Source organism: Halocynthiibacter namhaensis (genome assembly GCF_000812685.1).
GTDB classification, from domain to species: domain Bacteria; phylum Pseudomonadota; class Alphaproteobacteria; order Rhodobacterales; family Rhodobacteraceae; genus Halocynthiibacter; species Halocynthiibacter namhaensis.
The window spans coordinates 287,671-305,784 of sequence record NZ_JWIF01000074.1; the positions used below are offsets into that span (position 1 = coordinate 287,671).

At 54.7% G+C, this 18,114-nt stretch carries 17 protein-coding genes; 12 read left to right on the plus strand and 5 right to left on the minus strand.

The genetic code is table 11. The features are described 5' to 3' along the window. Nucleotides 1–9 precede the first annotated feature (9 nt). The 4 genes from RJ38_RS17785 (at nucleotide 10) to RJ38_RS17800 (ending at nucleotide 4,542) form a co-directional block, all read left to right on the plus strand. Nucleotides 10–1,176, plus strand: a complete 1,167-nt coding sequence (locus RJ38_RS17785) for a M20 aminoacylase family protein (RefSeq protein ID WP_039020241.1) — start codon at nucleotides 10–12, stop codon at nucleotides 1,174–1,176. A 52-nt stretch (nucleotides 1,177–1,228) separates the two neighbouring features. Then, nucleotides 1,229–2,398: a M20 aminoacylase family protein gene (locus tag RJ38_RS17790; RefSeq protein WP_039020173.1), complete on the plus strand. Its 1,170-nt coding sequence runs from the start codon at nucleotides 1,229–1,231 to the stop codon at nucleotides 2,396–2,398. A 148-nt stretch (nucleotides 2,399–2,546) separates the two neighbouring features. Further along, nucleotides 2,547–3,470 (plus strand): PHP domain-containing protein, encoded by a 924-nt coding sequence (locus RJ38_RS17795; RefSeq protein WP_039020174.1) that lies wholly within the window; start codon nucleotides 2,547–2,549, stop codon nucleotides 3,468–3,470. 346 nt (nucleotides 3,471–3,816) lie between these two features. Continuing rightward, the gene (locus tag RJ38_RS17800; RefSeq protein WP_156121929.1) at nucleotides 3,817–4,542 is read left to right on the plus strand and encodes a hypothetical protein; all 726 of its coding nucleotides are present in this window, start codon (nucleotides 3,817–3,819) and stop codon (nucleotides 4,540–4,542) included. 111 nt (nucleotides 4,543–4,653) lie between these two features. Here RJ38_RS17800 and moaA read toward each other — a convergent pair whose 3' ends face one another. Further along, complete coding sequence (moaA, locus tag RJ38_RS17805; protein WP_039020176.1) at nucleotides 4,654–5,682, minus strand: GTP 3',8-cyclase MoaA; 1,029 nt, start codon at nucleotides 5,680–5,682, stop codon at nucleotides 4,654–4,656. A 156-nt stretch (nucleotides 5,683–5,838) separates the two neighbouring features. Here moaA and RJ38_RS17810 point away from each other — a divergent pair, with 156 nt between their 5' ends. Beyond that, nucleotides 5,839–7,461, plus strand: a complete 1,623-nt coding sequence (locus RJ38_RS17810) for an AMP-binding protein (RefSeq protein WP_202903905.1) — start codon at nucleotides 5,839–5,841, stop codon at nucleotides 7,459–7,461. Between the two features lie 349 nt (nucleotides 7,462–7,810). Here the strand turns inward: RJ38_RS17810 and RJ38_RS17815 are convergent, their stop codons facing one another. Genes RJ38_RS17815 through glmU form a run of 3 tightly spaced genes read right to left on the minus strand, consistent with a single transcriptional unit; the run spans nucleotide 7,811 to nucleotide 11,671 of the window. Further along, nucleotides 7,811–8,491, minus strand: coding sequence for a DNA alkylation repair protein (locus tag RJ38_RS17815; RefSeq protein ID WP_039020177.1), 681 nt, complete (start codon nucleotides 8,489–8,491; stop codon nucleotides 7,811–7,813). Continuing rightward, entirely contained in the window at nucleotides 8,488–10,305 is a 1,818-nt protein-coding gene (gene glmS, locus RJ38_RS17820; protein WP_039020178.1) for a glutamine--fructose-6-phosphate transaminase (isomerizing), read from the minus strand. The genes RJ38_RS17815 and glmS overlap by 4 nt, the downstream gene beginning before the upstream one ends. A 1-nt stretch (nucleotide 10,306) precedes the next feature. Continuing rightward, a complete protein-coding gene (glmU, locus tag RJ38_RS17825) occupies nucleotides 10,307–11,671 on the minus strand; it encodes a bifunctional UDP-N-acetylglucosamine diphosphorylase/glucosamine-1-phosphate N-acetyltransferase GlmU (RefSeq protein WP_039020179.1) in 1,365 nt (454 codons plus the stop codon). A gap of 153 nt (nucleotides 11,672–11,824) precedes the next feature. Here glmU and RJ38_RS17830 point away from each other — a divergent pair, with 153 nt between their 5' ends. The 5 genes from RJ38_RS17830 (at nucleotide 11,825) to RJ38_RS19010 (ending at nucleotide 15,073) form a co-directional block, all read left to right on the plus strand. After that, nucleotides 11,825–12,490: an HAD-IA family hydrolase gene (locus RJ38_RS17830; protein ID WP_039020180.1), complete on the plus strand. Its 666-nt coding sequence runs from the start codon at nucleotides 11,825–11,827 to the stop codon at nucleotides 12,488–12,490. 12 nt (nucleotides 12,491–12,502) lie between these two features. Continuing rightward, nucleotides 12,503–13,711, plus strand: a complete 1,209-nt coding sequence (locus tag RJ38_RS17835; protein WP_039020181.1) for a DegT/DnrJ/EryC1/StrS family aminotransferase — start codon at nucleotides 12,503–12,505, stop codon at nucleotides 13,709–13,711. A 112-nt stretch (nucleotides 13,712–13,823) separates the two neighbouring features. Then, nucleotides 13,824–14,273: an SRPBCC family protein gene (locus RJ38_RS17840; RefSeq protein WP_238321752.1), complete on the plus strand. Its 450-nt coding sequence runs from the start codon at nucleotides 13,824–13,826 to the stop codon at nucleotides 14,271–14,273. Between the two features lie 179 nt (nucleotides 14,274–14,452). Next, on the plus strand, nucleotides 14,453–14,758 hold the full coding sequence (locus RJ38_RS19440; protein ID WP_039020182.1) for a hypothetical protein: 306 nt from the start codon (nucleotides 14,453–14,455) through the stop codon (nucleotides 14,756–14,758). Further along, on the plus strand, nucleotides 14,759–15,073 hold the full coding sequence (locus tag RJ38_RS19010) for a hypothetical protein (protein WP_039020183.1): 315 nt from the start codon (nucleotides 14,759–14,761) through the stop codon (nucleotides 15,071–15,073). 39 nt (nucleotides 15,074–15,112) lie between these two features. On the opposite strand, the gene RJ38_RS17855 is transcribed toward RJ38_RS19010, so the two are convergent. Then, nucleotides 15,113–15,934 carry a TauD/TfdA dioxygenase family protein gene (locus tag RJ38_RS17855; protein WP_039020244.1) on the minus strand — a complete coding sequence of 274 codons (822 nt, stop codon included), beginning with the start codon at nucleotides 15,932–15,934 and terminating at the stop codon, nucleotides 15,113–15,115. Nucleotides 15,935–16,024: 90 nt separating this feature from the next. On the opposite strand from RJ38_RS17855, the gene RJ38_RS17860 reads away from it, so the two are divergent. After that, nucleotides 16,025–16,963, plus strand: coding sequence for a LysR family transcriptional regulator (locus RJ38_RS17860; protein WP_082005823.1), 939 nt, complete (start codon nucleotides 16,025–16,027; stop codon nucleotides 16,961–16,963). Nucleotides 16,964–17,090: 127 nt separating this feature from the next. Next, nucleotides 17,091–18,114 (plus strand): IS3 family transposase gene (locus tag RJ38_RS17870; RefSeq protein ID WP_238321753.1). Its coding sequence is split into 2 segments (ribosomal slippage), with 1,025 coding nucleotides annotated over them: nucleotides 17,091–17,337 and nucleotides 17,337–18,114; the frame shifts between segments, so codons are not numbered across the junction. This gene is flagged as partial in the annotation.

Genomic DNA, 18,114 nt, shown 5'->3' on the forward strand with positions numbered 1-18,114 from the left:
GAGGCAATGATGCCCGTTAAGAACCGTTTCGCTGAAATGCACAATGAAATCACTGGTTGGCGTCGCCACCTTCACGCCCATCCCGAACTTATGTATGACGTGCATGAAACAGCCGCGTTTGTGGTGGAACGTTTGACCGAATTCGGCGTCGATGAGATCACGCCGGGCATCGGTAAAACCGGTGTCGTCGCGCTGATCAAAGGCAAAACCGACACCAAAGGCCGCGTCATTGGCATGCGCGCTGATATGGATGCTCTGCCGATTGAGGAAGCCACCGGGGTTGAATATGCCTCCACCGTGCCGGGGAAAATGCACGCTTGTGGCCATGACGGGCATACGGCGATGTTGCTGGGCGCTGCGAAGTACCTAGCGGAAACCCGTAATTTTGATGGCACTGTCGCCTTGATTTTCCAACCGGCGGAAGAAGGCGGGGCAGGCGGACTTGCCATGTGCCAAGACGGCATGATGGACCGCTGGAACATCCAGGAAGTTTACGGGCTGCACAACTCACCGGGCATTCCGGTGGGCGAATTTGCGATCTGCCCCGGCGCGCTTTTGGCGTCTTCTGATGAATTCAAAATCACCGTGACCGGCAAAGGTGGCCATGCGGCGGAACCTGCATTGGCGATTGATACAACCCTTGTGGCGGCGCAAATTGTTGTGTCTTTACAGACGATTGTCGCACGCAATGTTGATCCGCTGAAACGCGTTGTTCTGACCGTCGGCACGTTTAACACCGACAGCGCCGCCAGCAACGTCATCGCCCATGAGGTGGTGATGGAAGGCACGTTGCGCACGCTGGACAGCGAATATCGCTCGATCTGCGAAGACCGTATTAAACGCGTGGCCACGGACACGGCCTCGGCCTTTGGGGCTGTGGCTGAGGTGGAATGGACACCCGGCTATCCCGTGACATTAAACACTGACGCCGAAACCGCATTTGCCGCCGATGCCGCCAGGGCCGTTTCTGCACAGGTGAATGACAACACCGATCCTATTATGCCCTCTGAGGACTTCTCCTATATGTTAGAAGAACGCCCGGGAGCGTATATTTTCCTGGGCAATGGTGACACGCAGATGTGCCATCACCCAGAATATAATTTCGACGACGAAGCGATCCCCTTTGGCAGCGCCTGGTTTGTCGAACTTGCCGAACGAAGAATGCCCCTGAGCTGACTAAAACATCGGGTCAGGATATGCGCTGACCCTTAAACCTAAGGATAATAAAATGCCTCCCAAGAACCGATTTGCCGAACTGCAAAGTGAAATCACCGGCTGGCGCCGTCACCTTCACGAGAACCCTGAACTGTTGTTTGATTGTCATGAAACCGCCGCTTTTGTTGAGGCGCGCTTGAAGGAATTTGGCGTTGACAGCATTGAAACCGGTGTCGCACAAACTGGCGTTGTGGCTGTGATCAAAGGCAAAACCAACACAACAGGCAAGACCATCGCCCTGCGTGCTGACATGGATGCGCTGCCGATTTTGGAAGACACTGGCCTCGAATATGCTTCGAAAACGCCGGGTAAAATGCATGCTTGTGGCCATGATGGTCACACGTCCATGTTGTTGGGTGCCGCGAAATATCTTGCGGAAACCCGCAATTTTGATGGCACTTGTGTGCTGTTGTTCCAACCGGCTGAAGAAGGCGGCGGCGGCGGAAAAATCATGGTGGATGAAGGGGTTATGGACAAATATAACGTCGATGAAGTCTATGGTATGCACAATTGGCCCGGTCATGAAGTGGGATCTTTCGCAATCCGAACAGGTGCGTTTTTCGCGGCGGCTGACCAGTTTCACATCACCGTCAAGGGCCTTGGGGGCCATGCGGCAAAACCAAATGAATGCATCGATACAACTGTGATTGCCTCCCATATGGTTGTTGCTTTGCAGACCATTGCCTCGCGCAATGTGGATCCTGTGAAGCAGGTCGTCGTGTCCGTCACAAGTTTCGAGACCGAAAGCAAAGCCCATAATGTGATCCCTGAAACTGTGACCCTACGCGGCACGGTGCGTACACTTGATACCGGCGTCCAGGATCAGGTCGAAGCGCGCTTCAAGGCGATTTGTGAAGGCATTGCAACGACCTTTGGCGGCTCTGTTGATGTGCAATACACACGCGGCTATCCTGTGATGGTCAACGCGGAAGAACAGACCAAATTTGCAGCAGATGTTGCGCGCTCTGTGTCTGGCAGTTGTGATGACAATGCAGCCCTGATCATGGGCGGCGAAGACTTTGCCTTCATGTCAAATGCGCGTCCTGGGGCTTATATCTTGGTTGGCAATGGCACAGATGGCGCCATGGTCCATCACCCGAAATATAACTTCAACGACGAAACCTTGCCTGCCGGTTGTTCATGGTACGCCGAGATCGTTGAAAAAGGCATGCCAGCGGCTTAATCGCGTCGCATTCTTGGCGCTGGTGTCGCTGCGGGACAACCGCTGTTTCATCTTGCCGAAAATACTCATTTCTACGGCATCGCTTTGCGGTGCCGTATTTTTGTTACCTGACCCAACTACAAGCGTGCCAAAAGCAGGAGCCCGCATCATGATCCCCACCGCATATTCCAAACCCGGCCGTTTCTTTCGTGGAAACTTGCACACCCATTCAACCCTGTCTGACGGGCTTGTAACGCCAGAAGAAGTCTGCCGTCGCTATAAAGCGGAAGGCTATGATTTCATCTCGCTGACGGATCACTTCGTGGGCCTGTATGATTGGCCAATTGCCGATACCACAGCGTTTCACGATGATGAATTCACCACGATTGCAGGTGCTGAATTGCATTCAGGTGCGCAAGAAAACGGTGACCTTTGGCATATCGTGGCCGTGGGCCTGCCTAAGGATTTTGCACCGTCAAAGACCAAGTTTTTCAGTGTCACCGATGATCAGGAAACCGGCCCTGAGATCGCGCAACGTGCACGTGATGCAGGGGCTTATGTGATCCTGGCGCATCCCGAATGGTCGGGTCTGACCAATGCGGACGCACGTTCCATTGAGGCGGCCCATGCGGTTGAGGGCTATAACCACAGTTGCTACGTTGATTGTGCCCGCCCAGACGGGTGCCACACGCTTGATGTGCTTTTGATGGAAGGCCGTCGCGTGAACCTGGTTGCCACCGATGACGCACATTTCAACGGTCATGATGCTTTTGGCGGCTGGGTGATGGTCAAGGCTGAGAAAAACGATCCAGAACTGCTTTTGGAGGCTTTGAAAGCCGGTGATTTTTATTCATCGCAAGGTCCAGAAATTCGCCATATTGAGATCAAAGACAAGAAAATCCACGTGGAATGTTCCGCGGCGGCCCGCGTTATCTTTCAAGGGGTTGGCTGTAAATCACATGCGGTATTCGGCGAAAGCATGACGCGTTGTGAGACACCTCTGAACAAGATGGGGCATTCCAAATGGTTCCGTGTGACCGTTGTTGATCGCGCGGGCAAGATGGCCTGGTCAAACCCGATCTGGTTGGATTGAACCAAGCGGTTTTCTTCGAAAACCGCGCGCCTTCGGCGAGAGTATTTAAGGCAAGATGAAAGGGCGCTTTCGGGCGCTCTTTTTTGTTGTTTCTCCCGCGAGTGGTGCCCTTGGTTGCGCTGCGGCGGCTGTTCAGGGTTATTTCATGATTTGTGGGGTAGTCTGCCTGTGAAAGGGTGTTCCCATGCAAATCAGCTCCATGCAGGCTATGCCCCTGCAGATAAAACCCGCCGTAACGACCGCAACACAGGCTGCGACTGTAGAGCAGGAAAAACCTGAACAGATCAGTGCTGATATCAAGAATCCATCAACGCTTGAGGCAAGGCTGCGCGCTTGGCACAGGTTGATGGAAAGCGAGCGCCCCAACTATCAGGAGTATCGAGCTGATTTTGCGCGCTATCAGGTTGAGGCTGCCGGGCAGGAAAAATCGGAACAAATCAGTGCTAAGCTCAGTGCTGACATAGAGAACGCAACAACGCACGAGGGCAAAATGCGCGCTGTGTACGCGATGATGGAGAACAGCCGCCCTAACGATCATGAATACCTGGCCGATCTTGCGCGCGACAAAGACCGGTTTATTGAGCTAGCGCGTCTGAGTGATGAAAAGGGCTTTGCGCCAAAGGTGAATCAGGCCTCAACAGCACTATACCACGGGGCACAGGCCGGGACCCTAAAACCTTTCAGCTTTGGTTCTCGTGATGATGCCGTGGAATATGCAAGCAGGACAATCAGTGTCATGCAAGGCAGCATTAGTATTATTAATCATTTCGGCGGCGGCGACCCGAAGATCGACGGCACATTTGAGGGCCGTACACTGCGTGAGGGCCAAGAGATGACCCTAAAGATGCAGCAAATGAACGCTATGGATGAAGACCGTCTGAACGCCGCCCGTATGCGCCTGGTGGTAGAGGCCGACGTTCTTGCAAAAAGCCTTGGCGTTGATGGGCCGATTTACGGTCAAAAAGACGGTCAGATGCAGCTGTCTTCTTTCGACATTTCATTCGAGGGTGAACCACTCATGCGGTCCTTCTCCGGCGGAACTTATACCGAATACCGGCAGGATGCACATTGAAAATGGACGCGCGGGCCTGATTTTTCCTGTTGGATCTGACGGGGTGTTTTCGATGCCAGTCAATGCCAAACAGGGGGGTACATCCCTGCCGTAATAGAAAAATATGAAGGCTTAACCGCCGGTGTGGCTCATGTGGCGGGTCATTTTGCCGCCAACGTCTTGGCGGGAATAATCGAAATCATGGCCTTTGGGTTTTAGGCCGATGGCATGGCGGATCGCGGCCTCTAAGGGCGCGTCACTTTCTGTATCTGCGCGCAGGGCAGATCGCAGATCGCTTTTGCCTTCTTGACCCAGACATGTGTAAATTTCGCCCGTGCAGGTCACGCGCACGCGATTGCAGCTTTCACAGAAATTATGCGACAGCGGTGTGATCAGCCCGATTTTTTGACCGGTTTCTTCCACCCGCATATAGCGGGCAGGGCCGCCGGAACGTTCCGTTAAATCCGTCAGGGTAAAGCGTTTCGCAAGGTCAGCGCGCAGATCATTAAGCGACCAGAACTGGCCCAAACGTGCCGCGTTTTCAATGTCTTCGCCCATGGGCATGACCTCGATAAAGGTCAGGTCCATATCGCGTTCCGCGCAGAATTGCGTCAGGTCAAACAGCTCGCTGTCGTTGAACCCTTTCACAGCCACAGCGTTGAGTTTGACACGCAGGCCAGCGTCACGCGCTGCATCGATGCCTTTCAGCACCTGAGGCAGGCGGCCCCAACGGGTGATTTCAGCGAATTTATCGTTGTCTAATGTATCAAGAGAGACATTCACCCGGCGCACGCCAGCGTCATACAAAGGCTGTGCAAATCGAGCGAGTTGTGAGCCATTGGTCGTTAAGGTGAGTTCTTTCAAAGCACCAGATTTGAGGTGACGTGACATGCCTTCAAAGAACGTCATAATCCCTTTGCGCACAAGGGGTTCACCACCTGTGATGCGCAGTTTTTCGATGCCGAGACCAATGAAGGTTGAACAGAGGCGATCCAGTTCTTCCAAGGTCAGAAGGTCGACCTTGGGCAGGAAGGTCATATGTTCCGACATGCAATAAACACAGCGGAAATCGCAACGATCCGTGACGGACACACGGAGATAGTTCACTCGGCGTGCAAAGGGGTCGATCAGGACGGGGCTATCTGTGTCTGTCTGTGTCATGCAACCTATGTAAGCATGCCAGCAGGGCACAGCAAGCGCAACTGCGACGTGAGGGCGTCAATAACAGGCAATTGACAGTTTTTATCGGAGACGGCAAAGTAACTGAACACCTGTTCAATTTATATCGAAGTGGGCAGAGGGATGGGGAGAGCCAACATGGCCTATAAGCAAGCAGACCGACGGTTAAAGCATCCGGGTGACTGGGCGAAATCTGTGCAGGATTTCTCTTGGGATGTGCCTGAGCGGTTTAACATCGCGCAGGCCTGTGTCAGCCGTCATGCGCTGGCCACCCCAAATGCGACGGCTCTGATCCATATCCATGAAGACGGGGCACAGGAAATCTGGAGCTATGCCCAGTTGGAAGATGCCAGCAATCGCATGGCGAATGTGTTCCGCACGCAGGGGGTTCAGGCCGGGGATCGCGTGGCGATTATCCTGTCCCAATGTCCCGAAGCGTTGATCAGCCATTTTGCCGCTTATAAATTGGGGGCTGTGGCGTTGCCCTTGTTTGCTTTGTTTGGCCCGGATGCGCTGGAATACCGCCTGGCGGACAGTGGCGCGCGGGTGGCAGTGACCTCGGCTGAGACATTGGAGCATTTGGAAGCGATTGACGGTGAATTGCCCGAATTGCAGGCAGTGTTCTGTGTCGATGAAACTGACTTTGATGTGTTTGACTTTCAGGGGGAACTGAAAGCTGCGGCGCGAGACTTCACGCCGGTTGAAACCCTGGCGGATGATCCGGCCTGCTTGATTTACACATCGGGCACCACCGGGTCGCCCAAAGGCGCATTGCACGCGCATCGCTTTCTGATTGGGCATTTGCCGGCGGTGGAGATGTATTATGATTTCTTCCCACATGACGGGGATATTTGTTGGACGCCAGCGGATTGGGCTTGGATCGGGGCTTTGATGGATTTGGCCATGCCCGCGCTGTATTTCGGTCTGCCGCTGGTCAGTCACCGGATGCGGAAGTTCACGCCTGCGGGGGCGTATGATTTGATCCGCAACACCGGCGCGAATGTGATGTTCTTGCCGCCCACTGCGTTGAAGATGATGCGCAAAGATGCGGTGCCGGAAGGGCTGCCGATCCGGGTGATCTCATCTGGGGGCGAGACCTTGGGCGCGGATCTGATATCCTGGGCGAAAGACAGTTTCGGGGCCGATGTGAATGAGATGTACGGCCAGACCGAATGCAACCTTGTGGCGGGATCTATCCGCAGCGCGGGCGTGACGCGCGAGGGCTGGATCGGGACCGCTGTTCCCGGGCATGAACTGGCGATCCTGGATAAGGATGGCGCGCCCGTGACTGCGGGTGACACGGGTGAGATCTGCGTGAAGACGCCGGATCCCGTGATGATGCTGCGCTATTGGAACAAGCCTGAGGACACAGCCGATAAGTTCCGCGATGGTTGGCTGCGCACCGGTGATCTTGGGGTGATGGAAGACGGTTGGATCCGCTTTGCGTCCCGGTCTGATGATGTGATTTCATCCGCCGGATATCGCATTGGGCCAAGTGAAATTGAGGATTGTCTGTCAGGCCATGATGACGTGATCATGGCGGCGGTGATCGGCGTGCCCGATGAGATCCGGGGCCAAGCCGTAAAGGCCTTTGTGGTGCTGCGCGACGGTGCACAGTGGGACGGGCTTGAACGTGATTTGATTGATCGTGTCAAAGCCCATGTCAGCCCACATGTTGCGCCCAAGATGATCGAGCGGCGCGATGTCTTACCGATGACGGCGACAGGGAAAATTCTGCGCCGGGCTTTGCGTGAGGAATAAAGGCAGCGAGACGATTAAAAGGGGAAGGGGGCCAGCCCCCATCCACCAAGGTGGATTCCCCCGGGATATTTAGACTGAAAAGAAAGAGACAGCCTTTTGGTCGGTGCAAATCAATGATCTGCCCGATGTCATCTTGTGATATGTGAGGTCTTGCCGATAAAGTGGCGGCGCCGCCCATACGGAGAGAGTGAGACCCGGCTGATTAAACCCGGTGATAAGCTTGTTTCGCCCTGATTTTGGCAGGGCCTCTGATCCGTTGTGGTCCCCGGGATTTGGCCCGGGGTAATCGCGATTGCCTGTAGAATGGCGTGAAAGCCCTAACAATCCGCAAGCCCTGCGTGCGTAGGGCTTACTTTATGCGTTTTTCGATGTCTTTGCGCAGAGAAGGACGCAAGGCCTCTCCGTGGTCCGCAAGGAAGGTTTTTACGCGTTCTGCATCATGTTTTGCCAAAGAGGTCAGCCAAGTTGTGACAGCTTTTTGCGTGGCCCAGGTGGTGTCTGCCATATAAGTCGCAGCCCATGTCAGGGCCTCTGTGCGGATGGCTTCGTCACCTTCTTTGAGGTTGTTCATCTTGGCCCAGGGCAGCGTCGCATCAAGGGCTGCGCATTTGGTCCAAAGGCTGTCAGCTTCGACCCATGTGCGCAGGATTTCGATGCGGGATGGATCGGCGGTCAGGCGTTTTTGCACGGCCGTCGCGACCTGATCGGCGATGGCGGCGCAATCGATCTGCGTTACCCAAGATTGCAGCAATTCCCATGCCACATCATCGGGGCGCAGGCGGGCTTGGGTCAGAAGTTTGGCGGCGGCAATGCGGCCTTCAAACACGTCGCCGTCCCAAAGGGCGCGGGCAAGTTCAACACGTTCTTCAACGGACATCTGGTCGCGCCAGGCTTTTTGCGCCGCCTCAATGGCCGGGGTAGGCACGCCGAGGTAAATGCGTTCTGCCTTGTGAAAGGACTGCATTTGCGCGTCTTTGCCCGCCACAATATGAGGGATAAGTTCTTTGAGAGCTTCGTCTGCGGTCTTCATTCTACGGTCACCGATTTTGCAAGGTTGCGGGGTTGGTCCACGTCAGTGCCTTTGGCAATCGCGGTGTGATAGGCCAGCAATTGTGCGGGCACTGCGTAAAGAATGGGTGCGATAAACGGGTCACATGGCGGCATGGTGATGAGATGTTCCATCCCGTCACCTGCAGCGCGCGCGCCCTGGGCGTCGGTGATCAAAGTGATGCGACCACCGCGTGCCATAACTTCCTGAACATTGGAAATCGTCTTGTCAAACAATGGGTCTGTTGGGGCCATAACAACGACCGGAACGCTGTCGTCAATCAGGGCAATTGGGCCATGTTTGAGTTCACCTGATGCATAACCTTCGGCATGTATATAGCTGAGCTCCTTGAGTTTTAACGCACCTTCAAGGGCCAGCGGGTAAAGTGGGCCACGGCCCAAGAACAACACGTCGCGGGCTTGCGCGGCTTTATGGGCGGCGTCTTTCACGCTGTCTTCAATGGCCAAGGATTGGTTGATTAGGCCTGGCAGGCTGCGCAGTTGGGCAAGCTTTTCAGCAAGGCCTGCATCATCCAATTCGCTGAGATCATAGGCGGCTTTCAGGGCAAGGGTTGCGAGTACGACCAATTGGCAGGTGAAGGCTTTGGTCGAGGCCACGGAAATTTCCGCGCCGGCCAAAATCGGCAGGATCAAGTCACTTTCACGTGCGATGGAACTTTCCGGGACATTGACCACGGAAATGATCTTATCGGCCTTGCCTTGGGCATATTTCAACGCGGCCAGTGTGTCGGCGGTTTCGCCGGATTGGCTGACGAACAGCGCCACTGTACCATTTGGCAGAGGCGGTTCGCGGTAACGGAACTCAGACGCGATATCGACCTCAACGGGCAGACGCGCAATTTGTTCGAACCAGTATTTTGCAGTGAGACAGGCCAGATATGCCGTGCCACAAGCGACCATGGTGACGCGGGACACGTCTTTGAAGTCAGGGGTTTCTGCGGGCAGGTTCAAGCCCGTATCCGGGGCGTAATGGTTGATCGCGGCACCCAGAACGGTGGGTTGCTCGAAAATCTCTTTGGCCATGAAATGCTTATGGCCGCCCTTTTCAACGCGGGTGGCGTCAAGATTGATGCGTTGCTTTTTGCGGTTGGCAAGCGTGCCATTGACGTCATGGATCGTTAGGGATGTGCGCGTGAGAACCGCAAAGTCGCCTTCCTCTAGATAGGTGACGTCAGCGGTCATCGGGGCCAAGGCAAAAGCGTCTGATCCCACGAACATTTCGCCGTCACCATGGCCGATCGCAAGAGGTGATCCCATGCGGGTCGCGACCATCAAATCCTGCTCGCCTTCAAAGAGGAAACACAGGGCAAATGCGCCTTCCAAACGGGCGGTGACGGAACGGGCTGCATCCACTGGCGCAAGGCCGGATTTCATCGCTTGTTCGGTCAATAGGGCAACGGTTTCCGTGTCAGTTTCTGTGACGAAATCAACGCCGGAAGCGGCCAGTTCTTCGCGCAATTCGCGGAAGTTTTCGATGATGCCGTTGTGTACGACAGCTACGGGGCCAGCTTGATGCGGGTGGGCATTGTCAACGGTCGGCGCACCGTGGGTTGCCCAACGTGTATGACCAATGCCGGATTTGCCCGCCAGCGGATTATGTACCAGCTCATCCGACAGATTAACCAGTTTCCCAACCGCGCGGCGGCGATCCAAAGCACCATTATTCACGGTGGCAATCCCGGCGCTGTCATAGCCGCGATATTCGAGGCGTTTTAGGGCTTCGACAAGGATAGGGGCAACTTCATGGGTGCCAAGCACCCCAACAATACCACACATATTAAACCTTCCCGTCCAGCTTGGCCTTGGTGGCCTTGAGTTTATCCATCAACCGGCGTGCAAGGCCAGGTTTTACGTCTTGGCGGGCACGGGCCACGGCCAATGCACCGGCTTCCACGTCGGATGTGATGACAGAACCAGAGGCGGTCATGGCCTCATCGCCAATCGTTACAGGGGCGACCAACATGGTGTTGGACCCGATAAATGCGCCTTCGCCAATGGTGGTTTTATGCTTCATCACGCCGTCATAATTGCAGGTGATCGTGCCCGCGCCAATGTTGGTGCCCTTGCCGATTTCAGCATCGCCAATATAGGACAGGTGATTGACCTTCGCACCCTCAAGGATTTGGGCGTTTTTGACCTCAACAAAGTTGCCAATGCGGGTGAATTCAGCCAGTTCCGCACCCGGACGCAGACGCGCATAGGGACCCACTTGGGCGCCACGGGATACATGACAGCCTTCAAGGTGGGAAAACGCACGAATATGGGCGTCATTTTCAACAGTCACACCAGGGCCAAAGATCACGTTGGGTTCAATCAATGTGTCACCGCCAATATAGGTGTCATAACAGAAAAACACCGTTTCTGGCGCGGTCAGCGTGACACCGTTGTCCATGACTTCCGCGCGTTTCATATCCTGAAACAGCTTTTCCGCAATCGCCAGATCAGCGCGGGTGTTAATGCCCTGGGTTTCGCTTTCTTCACAGGTGACAAAGCCCGCATTTAAGCCGCGTTGACGCGCCAGCTGCACCACATCGGGAAGGTAATATTCGCCACTGGCATTGTCATTGGACACCGCATCCAACAGCTCAAACAACAGCTTGGCATCAGCGGCAACAATGCCCCCGTTACAAAGGGTTATGCGGCGTTCAAAAGGGGCGGCGTCCTTGTATTCCACCACACGTTCCAGGCTGTCACCATCGGTGATCAGGCGGCCATACCGTTTGGGGTCAACGCAGTCCATGCCCAGCAATACAACATCATTGTGAGTGCGGGCCTCAAGCAGGGCTTCAATCGTGGTTTTGCTGATGAAAGGCGTGTCGCCAAACAACACAAGTACATTGCCGTCAAAACCCGCCAAGGCTTCGCGCGCCTGCATGACCGCATGGCCCGTGCCCAGCTGTTCTTCCTGCAAGACAACCTCGGTCGTTTCGTCGTATTCCTGCACGGCTTTGGTCACCGCATCGGCACCATGGCCCGCGACAATAATCGTGCGCGTGGGTTCCGCCAAAGCGGCACTGTCCATGGCATGCACAACCAATGGCGTTCCACCAAGCGGGTGCAAAACCTTGGGCAACTCAGAATTCATACGTGTGCCACGACCCGCAGCAAGGATGATCAGAGCAGTGTTTTTATCAGCGGACATAGATGTGCCTCTTTCTTTCTGTTACGGGGGGTTTTAAGCCTTGCGGGAACAGAAGCAAGGGGCGGGGCGGTCAAAAAGCTTTACGCTTCATTACAAAGCCCACGCGGAAAACCGCCGGGCGATCATTGGCACGGGTAAAACCAGGGGAAATTGATGCGTACAGTTGTATTTGATTTGGACGGAACATTGGCAGATACGGGCGCGGATTTGATCCATGCCGCGAATGCCTGCTTTCGGGAACGTGGCCTTGGGGACCTGCTTGATCCGGAAACGGATAAGGGCATTGGCATGAAGGGCGCGCGCGCGATGTTGACCGCTGGTTTTATGCGCCATTTTGGGTCCGCAGACGAGGTAATGTTGCTGGAAGATTATCCGAAGCTTCTGGAATACTATGCTGAAAACATTGACGTTTATACGAAGATGTTCCCCGGTGCGGTGGATGCGATAACAGAGCTGCGCCAAGCGGGTTATGCCGTGGGGATTTGCACCAATAAGCCCGAAGGCCTTGCGGAAACCCTGTTACAACGCCTTGGGGTGCGCGACCTGTTTGATGCCATGATCGGGGCGGATACTTTAAGCGAACGCAAGCCCCATCCCATGCCGCTGGTGGAATGCGTGAAACGTCTGGGGGGCGATATTTCGCGCACGGTTCTGGTGGGGGACACGATCACCGATCATAACACGTCACGCGCCGCAGGTGTTGCATCTTTGTTGGTGACATTTGGCCCCGACGGCGAAAAGGTTAAGGAATTGCAACCAGATGGCCTGTTGTGGGACTATAAAGACCTACAAACAGAAGTGTCGGCGCTGATCGGGTAAGGGGATTTACAGATGACTGAGGTTTTCACAGGGAATTTCACACAGCAAGAACCGATCTCAGATGAAGCGATTGAAGCTGCCGTTTCGGTGATGCGCAGCGGGCGGTTGCACCGCTATAATGTCGGTGAAGGCGAGGCGGGCGAAGTCGCGTTGCTGGAACAGGAATTTGCGACCTATATGGGGTCAAAATTCTGCCTTGCGGTCAGTTCCGGCGGCTATGCCATCGCCACGGCTTTGCGCGCCCTTGGCGTGGCACCGGGGGAACCTGTGCTCACCAATGCGTTCACGCTGGCCCCGGTGCCTGGCGCGATTGCCTCAACGGGCGGCGTGCCGGTGTTTGTGGGTGTGACGGAAGGGCTCGTGATTGACCTGCCGGACTTGGAAACCAAGATCAAATCCACGGGTTCGCGTATACTTTTATTGTCGCATATGCGCGGGCATATTTGTGACATGGATGACCTGATGATGCTGTGTAACGCATTGGAAGTACAGGTGATTGAGGACTGCGCCCACACCATGGGGGCGCGTTGGAATGGCGTGCTATCCGGGCGCCACGGCGTCATGGCGGCCTATTCCACCCAGACCTATAAACACCTGAATTCCGGCGAAGGCGGCTTGCTCGTGTCCGATGATCCTGACCTCATGGCTAAGGCCACGATGCTGTCGGGCAGTTACATGTTGTTTGAACGCCATTTGGCCACCCCTAGCCCTGAATATTTCGCCCAAACTAAATATGAAACACCTAATATCTCAGGCCGTATGGATCATCTGCGCGCCGCGATCCTGCGGGTGCAATTGCGTGATCTGGCTCAGCAATGCGCACGCTGGAATGAACGCTATCTTGTGGTGGAAAATGTGTTGCAAGACACGACGGGCATGACCCTGATCAATCGCCCAAAACCCGAAGCCTATGTGGCGTCCTCCTTCCAATTCCTGCTTCTGGATTGGTCCGAAGCCACGATTGATGACGTGGTGCAACGCTGTCTTGCGCGCGGGGTCGAGCTGAAATGGTTCGGCGGCGCAGAACCTGCGGGCTTTACATCCCGCTACGACAGCTGGCGTTACGCCCCAAGTGACCCCATGCCCGACAGCGACCGGGTGCTCAAAGGCATCCTTGATCTACGCCTGCCTCTGACGTTCACCTTGGATGATTGCGCCCAAATCGCGCGGATCATCAAGGCAGAGGTTGCAGCAGTTTACCAAATGTCGCACGGAAAATAACCTACACTCCTGTCATCCTCCTGACAGGATGCTGTCAGGAGGGGCATGTTACATCCTGCCTGAAGGCTGCTATGGTGATTGGATAGCCAGTACCCATGATAGGACATTTATAGTGATACATCTTCAACGCTCAGCCGAAATCAAAGCCACACCCGAAGCCGTCTGGGCCGAACTGAGCCGCTTCATGCATATCGACGAGTTCGCACCGGAAGTCGTCAAAACCGAAGCCTTAAGTGACGCGCAATCCGGTCTGGGGGCCAAGCGGCGTTGTCATTTCAAGAACAACACTGCCATGGCGGAAGAGGTGGTGAAATGGGAAGACGGCAAGATGTATCGCGTGCAATTGTCTGAACTCGACGCCATGCCCCTGCACGAAGCCGCCGCTGAAATTATGGTCGAGCCCGCAGGCATTGGTCACAGCCGCGTGGTCTGGAGCTTTGACTTCCGGGTGAAATACGGCCCCCTGGGGTGGCTGTTGGGCCAAACCCTGATGAAGATGATGATGGGCAAGATAATCGACGGCAACCTGAAAGGCCTTGCGGGTAAAGTTACCACAGCCTGAATGATCTCACTTAAAACAGTGAAACACCGCCCCATTTCGGGCGGTGTTTTTGTTTCCCGAACATCTTCGCGTTTGTTGGGTCACCTGTCCAATTTCTGCAGCTGATTGTCTGATGTGTCGATCGATGAAGTGGTGCAGCGTTGCCCGGTGCGTGGCGTTGATTTGAGTGGCTCGGCGGCATGGAATCTGCCGGTTCCACGTCCCGCTACGACAGCTGGCGCTACGCCCGAAGTGAAACGATGCCCGATAGCGACCGTATCCTCAAGGGCATCCTTGACCTACGCTTGCCCCTGACCTTCAGTTCGGTCGATTATGCCAAAATCGCGCGCAACAATCGGGTGGAACTGTCAGCTGTGCATCAGGCGCGGCAGGTGTTGCCCATTGTTGTATCGTCTAAGGTCTTCTTCGAGTCCAATCTAACTGATGCCGCGACTTGCACCGATGTCTGCTATACAGGCACTGCGACCGTTCGAAGGTTTTCGTGATTGGTGGCATTGCGCCTATCATCCATCAGGTGTTTGCATTTTCCACGCCTGAAGCAATTTTGGGAGATCCTTGTTTCAATCCATGACGCCCACGCGATCAGCCCATGCTTGGTATTGGCGTATCAGCTCCTTTTCAAGCTTTGGGCTGCACCTGGCAAGATTAGTCAGCTCGGTGCGGTCGACCTCAATGTCGTAAAATTCCCACGGGCGATCATGCCGGCGTACGAGCTTGAACTGCCCTCGTCGGATCGCGGCGTTGCCTTCATGTTCCACAAAAATCGGCTGTTCGCGCTGCCAGTCCTCGCCCTCAAATAGTCCATGGCAGACCGTTCTGTGGGATTAATCCGTAACAGATTATGTGAGCGGGACGCCCTCGATGGTGACGCGGTGCATCAGACGGCGGAAACCATTATAGTCGTTGATCGCCTTATGCCACGTGGCGCGATTATCCCACATGGTGATGTCCCCGGCTTTCCAGCGCACGCGGCACTGAAATTCTGGCTGCAGACAATGAGCATAAAGCATCTCTAAAAGCGCATCGGATTCAGCTGTGCTAAGGTCTTCGATATGAGTGGTGAACACCGGGTTCACAAACAATCCGCGCCGCCCACTAATGGGATGAGTGATGACAACCGGGTGACGCACGTCCTGCGTTGCGGCCTCGGCATTTCCTAAGCGTCCACTTTTGGCAGCTTCACTGTCCATGGCGGATGCACCGAACACATGCCGCGACGAATGCACTGCCGTCAAACCGTCCAGAAACTTACGCATTGGTGTCGAGAGCGTCTCATAGGCCATCCCCATCGACACAAATAAGGTATCGCCGCCATAAGGGGGCATCTCAAGAGCGCGCAAAATCGACCCCAACGCCGGTGCCTGATCGTAAGAATGGTCTGTATGCCACCCCTCACCAACGGCTGCCGTCTGATCCTTTTCCTTCAACACCATGGCAATTTCTGGATGCCCCTCAACCGGCTTGAAAAAACGGTTGATGTTGACCGGACCAAAGCGTTGCGCAAAGGTAAGATGATCCGCTGGTTCTGCATTTTGCTCTCTCAGGACAATGACCGAGTATTTCGCGAATGCATCCTGGATTTCGTTGAAATCTGTTTGACGACGAATGTCAGCGCCTATGATTTCCGCGCCTAATCCACCTGTCAGCGGTAAAATTTCCATACCATCATCCTTCATGTGCTTACGTCACTATAGGTCTTGCCTAAAGCGCAGAAAAACTGTTTTAATTATGCATAAAGAAAGCTTTTATTGATGATCCAATTCACCCTTCGGCAACTCGCCTATCTGACGCAAACCGCGCAGCAGGGTGGAATAGCACAAGCCGCCCGACAGTTGAATGTTTCGCCTGCAGCCATTGCTTCGGGGATCGACAAGCTTGAAGCTGTAACTGGCCTGACACTGTTTGACCGCTTTCCGGCGCAGGGCATGCGCCTCACCCGCGCAGGGGAAGAGTTCGCAGCACAGGCTACGATGTTGTTATCACAGGCCGAAACGCTTGACCGGCACGCGTCGGACCTGGCATCAGGACGAACCGGCGCAATTCATATTGGAACCCATCACGCATTGGCGCAACAGATCGTCCTGCCTGCAGTGCTTGCTTTCCGCGAAAGCCACCCCGGCGTTCGGATCGAAGTGGTGGAAGCCGACTATCCAACGTTGATAGAAGCGCTGGACACCGGAAAAGTAGACGCACTGGTTGTCTTTGATCAAGGCTTCGTATCTGCGCGTCACAAATGTGAGGTGCTCTTGAAATTGCCCCCGCTGGTTTTGTTGTCGGCGGAACACAAGCTGGCAGCGCAGAGCCAGATAGAACTGTCCGACCTAGCGGATTTGCCCTACATCGCCGTGTCACCCGCAGGCCCAGGTCCAAGTTATCTACAGCTATTGCAAACTGCAGGCGTGCATCCAGAAGTACCTTTTCAATCTCAGTCACGCGAGCTGGTTCAAGCCTATGTCGGCAAGGGCCTTGGGTTCACACTCGTCGGATTTTCGCCCAAACAAAACCTTACAATCGAAGGTGATCCGGTTGTAGCGCGTCCCATCAAAGAAGATATTGGTCACTATAAAGTCGTGGTCGCGCGCACGCGAAATGCCGTCCGCTTAGACTTGGCATGCACCTTTCTCGCTGCATGTGGGGCCGTGGCGAGAAGCACAATTGCCAAAAACCACCAAGAGATTGAGAGTTTATAAAACCGCTGCTCGTCAACATTTCGACATTAGCCCATATGGGCTCGCTCTTGCATAGGTCCAGTTTTGGTCTTGTCGCGGTTTAGTTCCGGTCTCTTTCGAGCAATGTTTGCTATGAAGGAGATAGAGAATGGCAAAGAGATACACAGACGAGTTTCGGCGTGATGCGGTGCGCATGGCGACGACGAGTGGCTTAACGCGGCCTCAACTTTCATCAGATTTAGGGGTTGGGCTTTCGACGCTGAACAAATGGGTTCAACAGCATCAACACGATGACCTGATGTCAGGACCGCATGAAGACGTTGAGAAGGAGAACACGCGGCTTCGCAAGGAAGTCCGTCTGCTGCGCGAGGAGAGGGAAGTGTTAAAAAAGGCGGCAATCTTCTTTGCAGGCCAAAGCCGGTGAGATTTGCGTTCATCGACGCCTGGAAAGAAGAATGGCCAGTTGAGTTCCTGTGCAAAGTTATGCGGGTCACATCACGTGGTTTTCGCGCGTGGCGGGTTCGCCCGATGAGCCAGCGTCAACGCGATGATATGGTGATCCTGGCTCACATCCGTGAACAGCATCGCTTAAGCCTGCAAAGCTATGGGCGGCCTCGGATAACCGAGGAACTGCAAGAATTGGGATTACCGGTGGGCCATCGCAGGGTCGGACGTCTGATGGGCGAGAATGGCATCAAGATCATCAGAACCCAGAAATACAAGGCGACAACGGACAGCAACCACACGTTCAACATTGCACCAAATCTGTTGGATCAAGATTTCTCAGCGACTGGCCCCAATCAGAAATGGGCTGGCGACATCAGCTACATTTGGACCAGCGAAGGTTGGCTGTATCTTGCCGTCATCCTTGACCTGTATTCTCGCCGCGTCATCGGATGGGCTATCAGTAACCGCATGAAGAAGGATCTGGCAATCCGGGCGTTAGATATGGCCGTTGCTTTGCGCCAACCACCGGAGGATTGCATTCACCATACGGATCGTGGTTCAGAATATTGCTCAAATGAGTATCAGAAGCGCTTGTCCAAGCACGGTTTCAAGGTCTCGATGAGCGGCAAGGGAAATTGTTATGATAATTCTATGGTCGAGACGTTCTTCAAATCCATTAAGGCTGAGCTGATTTGGCGCAACCGTTGGGACACACGCCGTCAGGC